Genomic DNA, 14696 nt, shown 5'->3' with positions numbered 1-14696 from the left:
GTGGAGCGCAGGTCAGACGTAGCGCTCCAGGATCGACGCCTCGGCGAGCCGGGAGAGCCCCTCCCGCACGCCCCGGGCCCGGGCGTCGCCGACCCCCTCGACGGCCTGGAGGTCCTCCACCGTCGCGCCGAGCAGGCGCTGGAGGCTGCCGAAGTGCAGCACCAGCCGGTCGACGATGGAGACCGGCAGGCGGGGCACCTTGGCCAACAGCCGGAAGCCGCGCGGGCTGACCGCCGCGTCCAGCGCGTCGGACGCACCCGGGTAGCCGATGGCCTTCGCCACCGCGACCAGGTCGATCAGTTCGGTCGCCCCCAGCAGGTCCAGCTCGACCAGCGCTTCGTCCAGGGTGCGGGACTTGCGGCCGCTGGGGAGGTAGTCCCGGATGACCAGGGTGCGGTCGGCGTCCACTCCGGCCATCAGCTCGTCGAGCTGGAGGGCGAGCAGCCGGCCGTCGGTGCCCAGCTCGACCACGTAGCCGGCGATCTCGTCGGCGATCCGGCGGACCATCTCCAGCCGTTGCACCACCGCCACCGCGTCCCGGACGGTGACCAGATCCTCGATCTCCAGTGCCGAGAGGGTGCCGGAGACCTCGTCCAGCCGCAGCTTGTAGCGCTCCAGGGTGGCCAACGCCTGGTTGGCCCGGGAGAGGATGGCGGCCGAGTCGTCCAGTACGTGCCGCTGACCGTTGACGTAGAGGCTGATGATCCGCATCGACTGGCTGACCGAGATGACGGGGTAACCGGTCTGCCGGGCCACCCGCTCGGCGGTGCGGTGCCGGGTGCCCGACTCCTCCGTCGGGATGGACGGGTCGGGCATCAGGTGCACCGCCGCCCGGACGATCCGGGTGCCGTCGCTGGACAGCACCACGGCGCCGTCCATCTTGCAGAGTTCGCGGATGCGGGTGGCGGAGAACTCCACGTCGAGCGGGAAACCGCCGGTGCAGAGCGTCTCGACGACCTTGTCGTAACCCAGGACGATCAGCGCGCCGGTGCGGCCCCGCAGGATGCGCTCCAGGCCGTCGCGGAGCGCGGTGCCGGGCGCCATGAGGGCGAGGTTCGCCCGGAGCGGGTCACCCCCGGCCCCGACGGTGCTGGCGACGCCGGTCACGTTGACACTGATCGGTCGTGCCGGCGAGCCCAGGGGGCCGCTGCGGGCATGGGGCGTCGCGCCGGCTGGCTTGCTGGCATCGCGGTCGATCGGCACGCGGACAGTCTACGGACTGACGTGCGTTGGGTGCTCTCGTGGTTACTGTGATGTGTCACGGTGTCCGACTCCCCCCACCTGCGGAAGCGCTGCCCACCACCGGCCCGGCCGGTGGGTCACTCGGCCGAGGCACGGGCGGCGCACTGCAACGCCGCCCGGACGTCGGCGACCTCGATCACCTGCATGTTCTCCGGGGCGCTGACCCCCGAGGCACCGGGCCCGCAGCCGGTGGGCACCAGGGCCAGCCGGAACCCCAGCCGGGTCGCCTCGGCCAGCCGGCGGGGGACCGCGCCGACCCGGCGTACCTCGCCGGTCAGCCCGACCTCGCCGATCGCCACCAGGTGCGGGGCGATGGCCAGGTTGAGCCCACCGGAGGCGACCGCGAGCGCCACCGCCAGGTCGGCGGCCGGCTCGACCACCCGGATGCCCCCCACGGTCGCCGCGAAGACCTCGCGGTCGTGCAGGGTCAGCCGTTCGGTGCGGCGCTGGAGCACGGCGAGCACCATCGCCAGCCGGGCACCGTCCAACCCGGAGACGGTACGCCGGGGCGAGCCGGCCACCGTCGCCCCGATCAGCGCCTGGACCTCGGTGACCAGTGCGCGCCGCCCTTCCATCGCCACGGTCACGCAGGTGCCCGGCACGGGCTCGGCGTAGCGGGTCAGGAACAGCCCGGACGGGTCGGCGAGGCTGCTGATGCCCCGCTCGTGCATCTCGAAGCAGCCCACCTCGTCGGCCGCGCCGAAGCGGTTCTTCACGCCCCGGACCAGCCGCAGCGAGGAGTGCTTGTCGCCCTCGAAGTGCAGCACCACGTCGACCAGGTGCTCCAGCACGCGGGGGCCGGCGACCTGACCGTCCTTGGTGACGTGACCGACCAGGACGGTGGCGATGCCCCGCTCCTTGGCCACCGCGACCAGTGCGGCGGTGACCGCGCGCACCTGGGTCACCCCGCCGGGCACCCCGTCGGTGCCCGGTGTGGAGATGGTCTGCACCGAGTCGAGCACCAGCAGGCCGGGCTTGACCGCGTCGAGGTGTCCGAGCACCGCACCGAGGTCGTTCTCGGCGGCCAGGTAGAGCTGGTCGTGCAGGGCGTCCATCCGCTCGGCCCGGAGCCGGACCTGGCTCACCGACTCCTCGCCGCTGACCACCAGGGAGGGGCTGCCCGCACCGGCGGCCCACTGCTGGGCCACGTCGAGCAGCAGGGTGGACTTGCCGACTCCGGGCTCACCGGCGAGCAGCACCACCGCGCCTGGCACCAGCCCGCCACCGAGCACCCGGTCCAGCTCGGCCACCCCGGTCGGGCGGGCCTTCGCGGGAGCGGCGCTGATGGTGGCGATCGGTCGGGCCGGCTCGGCGGGCATCCGGGAGCTGACCAGCCGGCCGGAGACCGTCGGCCCGGTGAGCGTGCACTCGACCACGGAGCCCCACTCGCCACACTCCGGGCAGCGCCCCACCCATTTCGGCGGCTGGTGGCCGCAGGCGTCGCACTCGTACGCCGGGCGGGGCTCACGGGCCGCCCGGGAGCGGGCGGAACCGGCCGCGCCGCGCGGGGTCGCTCGGGAGGTCGTCACACCAGGACGTTAACCAACCCGTACGACGAGAACACCGCCGGCATGGCCTGCGCCACGCCGACGGTGTCGTCGGTGACTACCGGAGGGGCTCAGTGGCCGCCCTCTTCGCCGCCCTCGCCGCCGTGCCGCTCGATGATCGGCGACGGCGGAGCCTGGGGCGACAGCGGCACACCGACCGGGGCCGGGGTGGTGACCCGCTTGCCGTTGCCGAAGTCGAAGACGAGGTCGACCTGCTGGCCGGGGCGCAGCTCCTCGTTCAGGCCGACGAGCTGGAAGAACCGGCCGCCCTGCTGGTTGAGCTGGGCGTAGCCGAACGGCGGGATCTCGACGGTGGCCGGCGCGCCGGCCGGGGTCGTCTCGGTCGGCGACGGGCTGACCGGGTCGGTCGGCGACGGGCTCGCCGGGTCGGGCGAGGCCGGGCTGGCCGGGGCCGACCCGGAGGGGCTGGCCGGGGCGGAGGGGGTGGGCGTGGCCGACTCGCTCGGGCTCGCGGAGGGGGAGGTGTCGGCTCCGGCCAGCACGATCTGCCGCGCGCTGTCGGTGCTGACGGTGACCGTGACCGGATCCCGCGTGTCGTTGTAGAGCACCACGCTCAGCGGAGCGTTGCCACCGGCCGGGTAGCCCTCGCCGCCCGGGAAGTCGACCACCAGGCCGCGGACGAGGTAGCTGCCGTCCGGGGTGCCGGTGTTGATGCCCTGGACCGACGGCTCCTTGACGGCGGTCTCGGCGAGCTGCCCGGTCCCACAGCCGGACACCAGCAGGCCCGTCGCCACCGCACCGGCCAGCAGCACGGCAGCCCGTCGGGAGCCCCTGATCGAGCGCGTCACGTCGCGTCCTCCTCGTTGCGATCCCCACCGGGACGTACGCCCGGCGCGGTGGCCATACCCGCGCAGACCGCGCTCCAGCGTAGTTGGGCCTGATCGAGCCGTGCACGGCGACCCGGCAATGCCGGCCCGCCGACCGTTCTCAGAGCACCCGGCCGTTCGCCACCAGCAGCGCCACGTCGATCACCGCGACCAGGATCACCGCCCGGAACGCGCCGACCGGACGGGCTCCGGCGCGGGCCGCGCGGCGGCTGCCGTACCAGCTCAGCGGCGGGACCACGGCGGCGGCGGCGACCGCCGACAGGCCCGGCCAGGACGGTGGCCCGGCCGGCCCCAGGACCAGGACGACGGTGGCGGCGAGCAGCAGCCCGGCGGCGGCTGCCCCGCTGCCGGTGGCCCCGAGCCGGTGCGGTAGGCCGTGCACCCCGGTGCGGGCGTCGTCGGCCAGGTCCGGCAGGACGTTGGCGAAGTGCGCGCCCGCGCCGAGCAGCCCCCCCGCGGCGACCGGCCAGACCGGCGGGGTCGGCGCGCCCGGCAGGGCCAGCACCACGAACGCCGGCAGCGAGCCGAAGGAGACCGCGTACGGCAACACGGAGACCGGGGTGGACTTCAGCGGCCAGTTGTAGAGCAGGGCGGCGACCAGGCCGACCGCCGCGCACAACGCCGCCGTCGGGTTGGTGGTCAGCGCCACCAGCGGGGCCGCCAGCGCGGCCAGGACCGTGCCCCGGCCGAGCGTCCGGCGACTGACCGTCCCGGCCACCACCGGCTTGTCGGCCCGGCCGACCAGTTCGTCCCGGTCGGCGTCGAGCCGGTCGTTGGACCAGCCGACCGCGAGTTGGCTGGCGAGCACGGTGGCCACCACCGAGGCGACTCCGGCCGGGGCGTGCCCGACGCCCCAGGCGAGCAGCCCGGCCACCACGGTCACCGCGGCGGCCGGTTCCGGATGACATGCTCTGACCAGCCCTAACACCGTTCGCCACATAAGAGAAGTCTGGTCGTTACCGGCCGGTCGTGCCACGCTCGAACCATGCGAGATGGTTCGGCGCCGGTGTCCTCCCGCGAGTGTGCGCTTCCCCCCAACGACCCCCGGCAGTACGACGACCTGGCCGGCGAGTGGTGGCGTCCGGACGGGGTGTTCGCGATGCTGCACTGGCTCGCCGAGGCGCGCGCCGCACTGGTGCCGCCCGCCCGCCGGCCCGGCGCGCTCCTGGTCGACCTGGGCTGCGGGGCCGGACTGCTCGCGCCGCACCTGGCCGGCAAGGGTTACCGGCACGTGGGGGTGGACCTGACCCGCTCCGCGCTGGAGCAGGCCGCGGCGCACGGTGTCACGGTGGTCAACGCCGACGCCACGGCGGTGCCGCTGGCGGACGGCTGCGCGGACGTGGTGGCCGCCGGCGAGATCCTGGAGCACGTACCCGACTGGCGGCGGGCGGTGGCCGAGGCGTGCCGCCTGCTGCGCCCCGGCGGGCTGCTCGTGCTGGACACGCTCAACGACACGGCGCTCAGCCGTCTGGTCACGGTCCGCATCGGTGAGCGGCTGCCGGCCGTGCCGCGCGGCATCCACGACCCCCGTCTCTTCGTCGACGACCGCGAACTGGTGCGCGAGTGCGCGCGGCACGGCGTCGCGCTGCGGGTACGCGGCGTCCGTCCACAGACCGTCGGGATGGCCGCCTGGCTGCTCCGCCAGGCCGTGCCGGGGCTGGCCCCCCGTGCCCTGCGCGCCGCCCGGGCGCCCCGGATCGTGCCGACCCGGTCCGCCGCCGTGCTCTACCAGGGGCGGGGGATCCGCCAGGGGTAGCCGGCGCGGCGCAGGGGTAGAGGGGAAGCCGGGCGGACCGGGACGGCCGGGTTCCTCGTTGGTCCTCCAGGCAGCCGATGCGCGACGAGAGGTGGGAACATGGCCGTGCCGGTGATCGCGGGTCTCGGTACGGCGCAACCGTCGTCCGCCGCCCAGGACGAACTCTGGAACGGCTTCTTCGCCGGCCACTACTCCGGGGTCACCCGCGTGCTGGCCCGGCGGATCTTCGCGAACTCCGGCGTGAGCCGGCGGCAGGCGGCGGTCAGCCCGCTGCTGGAGGACGTCTCGGAGTGGCCGACCGAGCGGCGGATGCGCCGCTACCAGATCGAGGCGCTGCCGCTCGGCAAGGAGGCGGTCGGCCGGGCGCTCACCTCGGCCGGGCTCTCCGCGGGTGACATCGGGCTCTTCGTGGTCTGCTCCTGCACCGGGTACGCCACCCCGGGGCTGGACATCATGCTCGCCCGCGACCTCGGCATGGCACCGGACACCCAGCGCATGTTCGTCGGGCACATGGGCTGCTACGCGGCGCTGCCCGGGCTGGGCGCGGCCGGTGACTTCGTCGCCGCCCGTGGCCGGCCGGCGCTGCTGCTCTGCGCCGAACTGACCAGCCTGCACATCCAGCCCGCCACGTCCCGGTCGGACACCCAGCAGATCGTCTCCCACGCGCTCTTCTCGGACGCCGCGGTGGCCGCCGTGCTCGTGCCGGGCGGCCCGGGCTACGCGCTGCGCGAGGTGGCCGCCGTGACCGACACCTCCACCGCCGACCACATGACCTGGGAGGTCACCGACACCGGGTTCCGGATGGGACTCTCCCCGAAGGTCCCGCAGGTGCTCTCGACGCACGTCCGCGGGCTGGCCGACGGCCTGCTGGCCCGGCACGGGGCCGACCGGTCCGGGGTGGACGGCTGGGCGGTGCACCCCGGCGGCCCGCGCATCCTCAACGTGGTGGAGCGGGAACTGGCGCTGCCGGAGCAGGCCCTGGCCGCGTCCCGGGAGACGCTGGCCGAGCATGGCAACTGTTCCTCGCCGACGGTGCTGCTGATCCTGGACCGGCTGTTCCGGCGGCCCGCCCCGCCGCAGCGGGTCGTCATGCTCGCGTTCGGCCCCGGCCTGACGCTCTACGCCGCCCTGCTGGAACACCGGCGTTGAGGGCCGGTCGCGCTGTCGTGGACCGGCGTCCACGCCGGGCCGTCCGGACGACGACCGGCCGTGACCCCGGACGGGTGCGGTGCGCGGCGCCGCCGACGGTTAGGCTCGATCGATGGACTCCCACGTCGAGGGGCGGTCCGGATGGCTGGCCGGACTGACCGTGGTCGCGCTGCTCGCCGGCGCCGGCTGGTGGACCGCCGCCGACCCCCGGGCCACGCCGGGTGCCGCGATGGCACCGCGCGCCGACGTCGTCATGCGGGCGGCAGCCGCCTCCGGTGCCTCGGCGATCCCACCCGCAGTGCCCTGGACCGGCGGCGGCCGGACGGTACTGGTCGAACCGTCGACCGGCCGGACGGTCGACCTGTCCGGCGGCCGGACCGGCCCGGTGCCGGGCGCCTGGGTCGTCGTCGACCCCTCGTCGGGTCGGGGGCTCGGCGCGGGCCCGGATGGTCCCGGGGCTGGCGCGTCCCGGTTGGGCAGGGTCCTCTGGCAGGAGACCCGGCTGCTGACCGACAACGTCCGGGAACTGCGCCGGCAGGCCCACGGTGCGCCGGGCGTCCGGTACCAACTGCTGGTGATCTGCGACGGTGGGGGCGACCTGCTGGTCCGGCTGGGCAACGGCCGGCTCTGGACCGGCCGGCGGGTCAGCGGGTGCGACGGGACGCTGCACTCGATCGGTGTCACCGGGACCGGCGCCCCGCTCTCGGTGCGGATCACGCACCCGCAGGAGGGCGCGGTGGAACTCACCACCATGCTGGTCGCCCTCGGCTGACGGTGAGCCCCGCAGGCGGCGGCTCAGCCGGCCAGGCGGGTGAGTTCCCCCCGGTAGTCCTCCACCGAGCCGACCACCGGTACGACCCGGACGACGGTGCCGGTGCGGTCCACCAGGAGAGCACCGACCGTACCGGGGACGGGGGCGGTGTGCGTCAGGGCGCGCATCCCGCCGGCCGGGTCGGCGAGTCGGCGTACGCCGGGGACGGGGTCGGGGTCGGGGGAAGCGGGGACGGTGCCCCCGCCGACCACGGTGACCACCCGTACCCCCGGCGGGGCCGCGCCCGCCGCCTCGATCACCCGCTCCGGGCACGGGCAGGCGTCCACCAGCAGGATCACCGCCGGCAGGAGGCTGCGCACCGGCACCGGCGCCTCGGTCTCGTCGACCAGGTCCAGGGCGGGCAGCGGACGCCCGACCGGGTCGGCGGCCGGCTCGGCGGCCGGGGCGGACGGCCGGGTCGCCGGCCGCTCGGCCCGGGGCCAGGTGACGGTGACCAGCCCGGCCAGGGTGGTGAGGACCGCCACGATCAGGATCAGCAGGGGCAGGGTCAGGGTGCGCCGGAACGAGCGCAGTCGGGTGGCCCGACGCGCCTCGTGTAGCTCACGGCGGACCTGCGCGGCCTCCTGGGCGAGCGTGGAGGCGTCGTCCGGGACGACCACCCGTCCCCACTCGGGAGGCAGGTCGGGCAGGCCGTCGGTGGACCAGGGGCCGTTGGGGTCGGGCATGCCCATGAGACCTCCGGGAACCATGGTGGTGGTGGGGACGGCGGGGTGCCTCCAATGTCCTCCACCCGGCCGGCCTGGCGCTACACCTGGGCCCGCCCTTGTCCTGGCCGGTACCATCGAACGAGTGCATCCCCTGGACCCCGCCGCTCGCGGGACAATCCCGTGGCGGATGGCCCGGACACCCGCACCGGGACGTGTTCCAGTTGTTACGGAGCGTGTTCAAATCATCGGTTTGACTGGATGTCAAGCTGAAGAAATGCCTCTCACGTGGCCCCTGAGCTGCGCTTACGGTCAGGACTGCGGTGAGACATCGGTGCCTGAGCGTGTTACCCTAGACACAGCGAAAGGGGTTTCGAACCTATGGTTTTCAGTGTCGGCGAGACCGTTGTTTACCCCCACCACGGGGCCGCACTCATCGAGGCAATCGAGACCCGGGTCATCAAGGGTGAGCCTAAGCAGTACCTCGTCCTGAGGGTTGCGCAGGGTGACCTCACGGTCCGGGTGCCCGCTGAGAACGCCGAGATCGTGGGTGTGCGCGAGGTGGTCGGCGAAGAGGGCCTGGGCAAGGTCTTCGACGTCCTCCGCGCTCCGCACACCGAGGAGCCGACCAACTGGTCGCGGCGTTACAAGGCGAATCTGGAGAAGCTGGCCTCCGGTAACCCGCTGAAGGTGGCCGAGGTCGTCCGCGACCTGTGGCGGCGGGAGCGCGAGCGGGGTCTCTCCGCTGGCGAGAAGCGGATGCTGGCCAAGGCCCGGGACATTCTGGTCGGCGAGGTCGCGCTGGCCGAGAAGAGCACCAAGGACGAGGCCGAGACGCTGCTCGACAAGGTTCTGACCGAGGCCTAGTTCCACGGCATCGTCGTACCCACGCCGTAGCAGAGAAAAACGAGGACCGCGACGTGACCGCGCAGCTCAATCCGTGCGGTGACGTCGCGGTCCTCGTGCCTGCGGCGGGTTCCGGCATCCGGCTCGGCCCCGGCGCTCCCAAGGCGCTTCGGCCGCTCGCCGGTGAACCGCTGCTCGTGCACGCGGTACGCCGGATCGCCGCCGCCGGATCGGTCCACACGATCGTGGTGGCCGCCCCGGCCGCCGACGTCGCGGCCGTCGCGGAACTGCTCGCCCCGGTCGCCCCGGTCACCGTCGTCCCCGGCGGGGCGCAGCGGCAGGATTCGGTCGCCGCCGCGCTGGCCGCCGTACCGGAGGGTCCGGAGATCGTCCTGGTGCACGACGCGGCCCGTGCCCTCGTCCCCGCCGATCTCGTCGAGTCGGTCGCCGCGGCGGTCCGCTCCGGGCACGACGCGGTCATCCCGGTCCTGCCGGTGGTGGACACCATCAAGGAGGTCTCCGCCGACGAGGTCGTCCAGGGCACGGTGGACCGCTCCGTCCTGCGGGCCGTGCAGACGCCGCAGGGCTTCCGCCGTGCGGTGCTGGCCGCCGCGCACGCCGCCGCCGTCGGCCCGCTGACCGACGACGCCGGCCTCGTGGAGAAGCAGGGCGTCCCGGTGGTCTGCGTGCCCGGCTCCGAGTACGCCATGAAGATCACCCGCCCGTTCGACCTGGCGCTGGCCGAGCAGCTGCTGACCGTACGACCCTGACGCGTACCCTGGCTCCATGATCGTTCCCCGGGTGGCCGTCGGTACCGACATCCACGCCTTCGATCCCGGTCGCCCCTGCTGGCTGGCCGGGCTGCACTGGCCCGGCGAGGTCGGGCTGGCCGGTCATTCCGACGCCGACGTGGTCGCCCACGCTGCCTGCAACGCGCTCCTCTCCGCCGCCGGCCTCGGCGACCTGGGCGCCAACTACGGCGTCGCCGAACCGGAGTGGGCGGGCGCCTCCGGGATCGCGCTGCTCAGCGAGAGTGCCCGCCGGGTGCGCGCCGCCGGGTTCGGGATCGGCAACGTCTCGGTGCAGGTGATCGGGAACCGCCCGAAGATCGGCCCCCGGCGGGACGAGGCACAGCGGGTGCTCTCCGACGCGGTCGGTGCCCCGGTCTCGCTGACCGCCGCCACCACCGACGGGCTCGGCTTCACCGGTCGGGGTGAGGGGCTGGCCGGCGTCGCGGTGGCCCTGGTGTTCCCCCTCGACGCTGGCCGCGGAGGCGAGGAGGACCCGGCGTGACCGAGGAACCGGAGTCCCCGGACAGCTACCTCCAGCGGGCCCAGCTCCTCGCCGAACTGGGCCGCTACGACGAGGCGGGCGGTGAACTCGCCCACGTCCTCGCCCGGCATCCGATGCACGCTCCGGCCCTGACCATGCTGGCCTGGGTGCACCTGGCGAGCGGCCGGGCCGGCGAGGCGCTCACCGCGGCCGAGTCGGCCGCAGCCGCCGCGCCCGGCATGGTCGAGCCCCTGGTCGCGCGGGGCCTGGCCCTGACCGACCTGGAGCGGTACGCCGAGGCCGCCCGTACCGCCGACGAGATCCTGGCGCTCGGGCCGGACGACGCGTACGCCCAGCGCAGCGCGGCGGCGATCCTGGCCGGCGCGCGCAACGGACAGCCGGCGCTCAACGCGGCCTGGCGCGGGGTGGAACTGGCCCCGGAGGACCCGCAGGCACACCTCGTGCTCGGTCTGGTGTCGGCCCGGTTGGAGCTGTTCGACCTGGCCGAGCGGGCGTACTCCGAGGCGCTGCGGCTCGACCCGGAACTGGGTGAGGCGCAGCACGACATCGGCGTCATCCGGTTGGAGCAGCGGCGCTACGCCGAGGCGTTGGCGCACCTGGCCGACGCGGCGGCGGTCAGTCCCGGCCGGGTCGACTCGGGGCGGACCATCTCCGACGGCGTGCGCCAACTGGTGCTCTACGGTGCCGGCTGGTCACTGGTGGCCACCGTGCTGGTCGCCTGCCTGGCGGCCGGCAGCGGCGGATTGTCCCGGATGTTCGCGGCGGTCGCCGCGCTGGGCGGGGCGCTGGTGGTCTGGTGGTACGCGGCCAAGGTCCCCAACCTGACCAGCACCATCCTCCCCGGCCTGCTGCGCACCGACCGGACGCTGGCCGTGGCCGTGTACGCGGTGGCCGCCGCGCCCGCCCTGATCCTGCTCTACGCCCTGGTCGGCACACCCTGGCCGCTGGTGCTGGCGATCGTGGCGACGGCGGTCGCCGAGCTCGCCGCGTTCGTCCGGCCGGTGCGCTGAGGTGGTTGCAGGGGGCCCTTCCTCGACAAAAAGCGGTAACAGGGGTCCCCTGCTACCACCTCGGCCGGGTCAGGGCCGACGGGCCCAGGTCCAGGCGTAGCCCGGATCCTCGCACTCGGCTGCCGCGTCGCAGAGATCCAGCGGGCGGAAGGTGTCGACCATGACGGCGAGTTCGTCGAAGAAGTCGACGCCGAGGGACCGTTCCGCCGCGCCCGGCTGGGGGCCGTGCGTGAAGCCGGACGGGTGCAGCGAGATCGACCCCTGCTCGATGCCGGAGCCGCGGCGGGCCTCGTAGTTGCCGCCGGTGTAGAAGAGCATCTCGTCGGAGTCGACGTTGTGGTGGTGGTACGGCACCGGGATCGCCTCCGGGTGGTAGTCCACCTTCCGGGGCACGAACGAGCAGATCACGAAGTTCGGCCCCTGGAACGTCTGGTGCACCGGTGGCGGCTGGTGGATCCGGCCGGTGATCGGCTCGAAGTCGTGGATGGAGAACGCCCACGGGTAGAGGTGCCCGTCCCAGCCGACCACGTCGAACGGGTGGTGGGCATAGACATGACGCGTCCAGGCCGTGCCGCTGCCGTTCGGGCCTGCGGCTTGGGACCGGTGCCGGACCAGCACCTCCGCCTCCTCGCCGTCGACCAGCAGCGGCGCGTCCGGTCCCCGGACGTCGCGCTCGCAGTACGGCGAGTGCTCCAGGAACTGTCCGCGTACCGAGAGGTAGCGCTTGGGCGGGCCGACGTGCCCGGCCGCCTCGACCGCCAGCAACCGGGCCGGCTCGTCGCCGGTGGGCACCAGGCGGTGGATGGTGGAGGTGGGGATGACGACGTAGTCGCCGGCCACCGCGTCGAGCACGCCGAACGTCGACTCCACGCGCAGCGAGCCGGACTCGACGTAGAGGCAGTGGTCGCCGGTGGCGTCCCGGAACAGCGGGGACGGCCGGTCCGCGACCACGTACGCGATCCGCACGTCGTCGTTGGCGAGCAGGTACCGCCGGCCCAGCACCGGGTCGGCGGGACCGCCGTCGAGCTTGTGGGTGCGCAGGTGGCGGGGCTTGAGCGGCAGGTTCGGCACCCGGTTCACCGTGGCCGGGGCGAACTCCTCGGCGGCGACGATCGCGGTGGGCGCGTACCGGTGGTAGAGCAGGGACGAGTCGGAGGAGAAGCCCTCCTGACCCATCAGCTCCTCGGCGTACAGGCTGCCGTCGGGCTGGCGGAACTGGGTGTGGCGCTTGCGCGGCACCTCTCCGACGCTGCGGTAGTACGGCATCTCGCCTCCTGACCAGTCCCAGGCACCGGCCGAGTGTGTCCGATAGTCGGACGCTGTTGTCCGTTACTTGTAGCGTCCCGTAGATTCTTGTCTCGTGTCAACGCAGGTGCCCCGGTTCCTCACCGGACTCGTCGACGACGCCGCGGTTTTTCCGCCGGGCAGCGCGTCCCTGCCCGACGCCCTCGCCGCCCACGTGCGGCACCGTGCCTCCTGGTACGCCGACCTGGTCGGCCCGCTGCTCGTACCGGCGTCGGCCCTGCCCGACCTGGCCCGGCTCCTCGACGCGTCGGAGGGGAACTCCGCCGCACGGTTGGACGTCGGTGTGATCGGAGACGTCCCGCTCGACCGGCTCGGCGAAGCCCACGCGGCAGCCGATCCCCGGCTCCGGGTGCGGCAGGTGGAGGCGGCGGTCGCCCGGCGTGGCGAGGACCCGCTGCCCGGCCTCGCCGAACTGACCGCCCTCGCCGCCGGTCACCCCGACCTCGACGTGTACGCCGAGATCCCGCTGGCCTGGGGCCTGCTGAACGCCCTCGACGTGCTCGCCGAGCGGCGCCGTGCCGGCACCCGGATCGCGGCGAAGTTCCGCACCGGTGGACTGGCCGCCGAACTCTTCCCGACGCCCGGCGAACTGGCTGCGGTGGTCTGCGCCTGCCGCGACCGGGAACTGCCCTTCAAGCTCACCGCCGGGCTGCATCACGCGACCCGCCACCTCGACCCGGAGACCGGGTTCACCCACCACGGTTTCGTCAACGTGCTGGCCGCCGTGCGCGCCGCGGCCGAGGGCGCCGGGGTGAAGGCGGTCGCCGAGGTGCTGACCAGGACCGATCCGCGTCCGTTGCTCCAGCAGGTGGAGCCCGGACGCGACGAGACACGCCCACTGTGGGTGGGCTTCGGCTCGTGCAGCGTGCAGGAACCATTGACCGACCTGATCCGGCTGGGGCTGGTGGACGGAGGCGGACTTAGATGAGCTGGGTGACGGGTGCCGCAGGCTCGCCGTACGACGTGACGAACCTGCCGTACGGGGTGTTCCGGCACGGCGGGCGGGAGCCCCGGATCGGCGTGCGCGTCGCCGACCTCGTGTTCGACCTGGCCGGCGCGGAGGAGGCCGGGCGGGTACTGGCCGCCGGGGCGTTCGGCAGCCCGACGCTCAACGACTTCATGGCGCTCGGCCGCCCGCAGTGGACGGCGGTCCGGCGGCGCCTGGTCGAGCTGCTCACCGACCCGGAGCACCGGTCCGCGGTGGAGCCGCTGCTGGTGCCGCTGGCCGAGGTGGCGATGGCGCTGCCGTTCGAGGTCGCCGACTACGTCGACTTCTACTCGTCCGAGCACCACGCGTCGAACGTCGGGCAGATCTTCCGCCCCGGCCAGCCGCCGTTGCTGCCGAACTGGAAGCACCTGCCGGTCGGGTACCACGGTCGGGCCGGCACCGTGGTGGTCTCCGGTACGCCGGTGGTCCGTCCGTGCGGGCAGCGCGCCACCGCCGAGGGCCCGGTCTTCGGTCCCTCGGTACGCCTCGACATCGAGGCCGAGGTGGGCTTCGTGGTGGGTGTCGGGTCACCGTTGGGCCAGCGGGTCTCGGTCGACGACCTCGCCGATCACGTGTTCGGCGTGGTGCTGGTCAACGACTGGTCGGCGCGGGACATCCAGGCGTGGGAGTACCAACCCCTCGGCCCGTTCCTCGGCAAGTCCTTCGCCACCTCGATCTCGGCCTGGGTCACCCCGCTGGACGCGCTCGCCGACGCCTTCGTGCCGGCCCCGGAGCAGGACCCGGCCGTGCTCGACTACCTGCGGGCCGTCCCGCACCGGGGGCTGGACCTGCGGCTGAGGGTCGAGTGGAACGGCGAGCGGGTCAGCGAACCGCCCTTCGCCGGCATGTACTGGACCCCGGCCCAGCAGCTCGCCCACCTGACCGTCAACGGGGCGTCGCTGCGGACCGGCGACCTGTACGCCTCGGGCACGGTCTCCGGCCCGGAGCGCGACCAGGCCGGTTCGTTCCTGGAGCTGACCTGGGGTGGCGCCGAGCCGGTCCGCGTCGGCGAGGACACCCGCACCTTCCTGGAGGACGGGGACACCGTCACCATGACGGCCACCGCGCCCGGCCCGGACGGCACCGTCATCGGCCTCGGCGAGGTGACCGGCACCATCCTCCCCGCCAACTGACCTTCCACGCCGGTCGCACACCGCGTCCGACCGGCGTCCCGACCTCCTCCGTTGATCGTCCCGGATCCCGCCGCCCGTCGGGCGGCGGCAGTCGTGGGACGTC

Annotated in this window: 15 protein-coding genes; 9 read left to right on the top strand and 6 right to left on the bottom strand. The window is 74.0% G+C overall.

The features are described from left to right. Positions 1–12: 12 nt before the first annotated feature. The 4 genes from disA to GA0074694_RS04335 all read right to left on the bottom strand — a co-directional run bounded on the left by disA (position 13) and on the right by GA0074694_RS04335 (position 4577). Positions 13–1203, bottom strand: coding sequence for a DNA integrity scanning diadenylate cyclase DisA (disA, locus tag GA0074694_RS04350; protein WP_091452778.1), 1191 nt, complete (start codon positions 1201–1203; stop codon positions 13–15). Positions 1204–1319: 116 nt separating this feature from the next. Beyond that, entirely contained in the window at positions 1320–2771 is a 1452-nt protein-coding gene (radA, locus tag GA0074694_RS04345) for a DNA repair protein RadA (protein ID WP_091452775.1), read from the bottom strand. 89 nt (positions 2772–2860) lie between these two features. Next, positions 2861–3598 carry a hypothetical protein gene (locus GA0074694_RS31370; protein WP_091452771.1) on the bottom strand — a complete coding sequence of 246 codons (738 nt, stop codon included), beginning with the start codon at positions 3596–3598 and terminating at the stop codon, positions 2861–2863. Between the two features lie 139 nt (positions 3599–3737). Further along, positions 3738–4577: a UbiA family prenyltransferase gene (locus GA0074694_RS04335; protein ID WP_091452767.1), complete on the bottom strand. Its 840-nt coding sequence runs from the start codon at positions 4575–4577 to the stop codon at positions 3738–3740. A 45-nt stretch (positions 4578–4622) separates the two neighbouring features. Between GA0074694_RS04335 and GA0074694_RS04330 the strand changes: the two genes are divergently transcribed. The 3 genes from GA0074694_RS04330 (at position 4623) to GA0074694_RS04320 (ending at position 7314) form a co-directional block, all read left to right on the top strand. After that, positions 4623–5393 (top strand): methyltransferase domain-containing protein, encoded by a 771-nt coding sequence (locus GA0074694_RS04330; protein WP_091452764.1) that lies wholly within the window; start codon positions 4623–4625, stop codon positions 5391–5393. A 99-nt stretch (positions 5394–5492) separates the two neighbouring features. Continuing rightward, positions 5493–6542 (top strand): type III polyketide synthase, encoded by a 1050-nt coding sequence (locus GA0074694_RS04325; RefSeq protein ID WP_091452760.1) that lies wholly within the window; start codon positions 5493–5495, stop codon positions 6540–6542. A 112-nt stretch (positions 6543–6654) separates the two neighbouring features. Then, on the top strand, positions 6655–7314 hold the full coding sequence (locus GA0074694_RS04320; RefSeq protein ID WP_091452756.1) for a hypothetical protein: 660 nt from the start codon (positions 6655–6657) through the stop codon (positions 7312–7314). Between the two features lie 23 nt (positions 7315–7337). On the opposite strand, the gene GA0074694_RS04315 is transcribed toward GA0074694_RS04320, so the two are convergent. After that, a complete protein-coding gene (locus GA0074694_RS04315) occupies positions 7338–8045 on the bottom strand; it encodes a hypothetical protein (protein ID WP_091452752.1) in 708 nt (235 codons plus the stop codon). Positions 8046–8399: 354 nt separating this feature from the next. Between GA0074694_RS04315 and GA0074694_RS04310 the strand changes: the two genes are divergently transcribed. Genes GA0074694_RS04310 through GA0074694_RS04295 form a run of 4 tightly spaced genes read left to right on the top strand, consistent with a single transcriptional unit; the run spans position 8400 to position 11167 of the window. Beyond that, positions 8400–8885 (top strand): CarD family transcriptional regulator, encoded by a 486-nt coding sequence (locus tag GA0074694_RS04310; RefSeq protein WP_007073334.1) that lies wholly within the window; start codon positions 8400–8402, stop codon positions 8883–8885. Between the two features lie 53 nt (positions 8886–8938). Continuing rightward, positions 8939–9634 carry a 2-C-methyl-D-erythritol 4-phosphate cytidylyltransferase gene (ispD, locus tag GA0074694_RS04305; protein WP_091452748.1) on the top strand — a complete coding sequence of 232 codons (696 nt, stop codon included), beginning with the start codon at positions 8939–8941 and terminating at the stop codon, positions 9632–9634. Between the two features lie 16 nt (positions 9635–9650). Then, on the top strand, positions 9651–10157 hold the full coding sequence (gene ispF, locus GA0074694_RS04300; RefSeq protein ID WP_091452745.1) for a 2-C-methyl-D-erythritol 2,4-cyclodiphosphate synthase: 507 nt from the start codon (positions 9651–9653) through the stop codon (positions 10155–10157). After that, complete coding sequence (locus GA0074694_RS04295) at positions 10154–11167, top strand: tetratricopeptide repeat protein (RefSeq protein WP_091452741.1); 1014 nt, start codon at positions 10154–10156, stop codon at positions 11165–11167. Before ispF ends, GA0074694_RS04295 begins: the two co-directional genes overlap by 4 nt. 69 nt (positions 11168–11236) lie before the next feature. Here the strand turns inward: GA0074694_RS04295 and GA0074694_RS04290 are convergent, their stop codons facing one another. Beyond that, positions 11237–12433 carry a homogentisate 1,2-dioxygenase gene (locus GA0074694_RS04290; protein WP_091452738.1) on the bottom strand — a complete coding sequence of 399 codons (1197 nt, stop codon included), beginning with the start codon at positions 12431–12433 and terminating at the stop codon, positions 11237–11239. Between the two features lie 94 nt (positions 12434–12527). Here GA0074694_RS04290 and GA0074694_RS04285 point away from each other — a divergent pair, with 94 nt between their 5' ends. Then, on the top strand, positions 12528–13400 hold the full coding sequence (locus GA0074694_RS04285; RefSeq protein ID WP_091452734.1) for a hypothetical protein: 873 nt from the start codon (positions 12528–12530) through the stop codon (positions 13398–13400). Beyond that, a complete protein-coding gene (gene fahA / locus GA0074694_RS04280; RefSeq protein ID WP_091452729.1) occupies positions 13397–14593 on the top strand; it encodes a fumarylacetoacetase in 1197 nt (398 codons plus the stop codon). The genes GA0074694_RS04285 and fahA overlap by 4 nt, the downstream gene beginning before the upstream one ends. Positions 14594–14696 lie beyond the last annotated feature (103 nt).

Origin of the sequence: Micromonospora inyonensis (assembly GCF_900091415.1) — a bacterium.
In the GTDB taxonomy this organism is placed as follows: domain Bacteria; phylum Actinomycetota; class Actinomycetes; order Mycobacteriales; family Micromonosporaceae; genus Micromonospora; species Micromonospora inyonensis.
Note: the sequence above shows the minus strand (reverse complement) of the source record. Positions and strands in the feature narration are given on the sequence as shown.

Coding starts and splice junctions, on each gene's coding strand:
- GA0074694_RS04330 (WP_091452764.1), top strand. CDS start 4,623: ATGCGAGATGGTTCGGCGCCGGTGTCCTCCCGCGAGTGTGCGCTTCCC.
- ispF (WP_091452745.1), top strand. CDS start 9,651: ATGATCGTTCCCCGGGTGGCCGTCGGTACCGACATCCACGCCTTCGAT.
- GA0074694_RS04310 (WP_007073334.1), top strand. CDS start 8,400: ATGGTTTTCAGTGTCGGCGAGACCGTTGTTTACCCCCACCACGGGGCC.
- GA0074694_RS04325 (WP_091452760.1), top strand. CDS start 5,493: ATGGCCGTGCCGGTGATCGCGGGTCTCGGTACGGCGCAACCGTCGTCC.
- GA0074694_RS04320 (WP_091452756.1), top strand. CDS start 6,655: ATGGACTCCCACGTCGAGGGGCGGTCCGGATGGCTGGCCGGACTGACC.
- GA0074694_RS04290 (WP_091452738.1), bottom strand. CDS start 12,433: ATGCCGTACTACCGCAGCGTCGGAGAGGTGCCGCGCAAGCGCCACACC.
- fahA (WP_091452729.1), top strand. CDS start 13,397: ATGAGCTGGGTGACGGGTGCCGCAGGCTCGCCGTACGACGTGACGAAC.
- GA0074694_RS04335 (WP_091452767.1), bottom strand. CDS start 4,577: ATGTGGCGAACGGTGTTAGGGCTGGTCAGAGCATGTCATCCGGAACCG.
- GA0074694_RS04315 (WP_091452752.1), bottom strand. CDS start 8,045: ATGGGCATGCCCGACCCCAACGGCCCCTGGTCCACCGACGGCCTGCCC.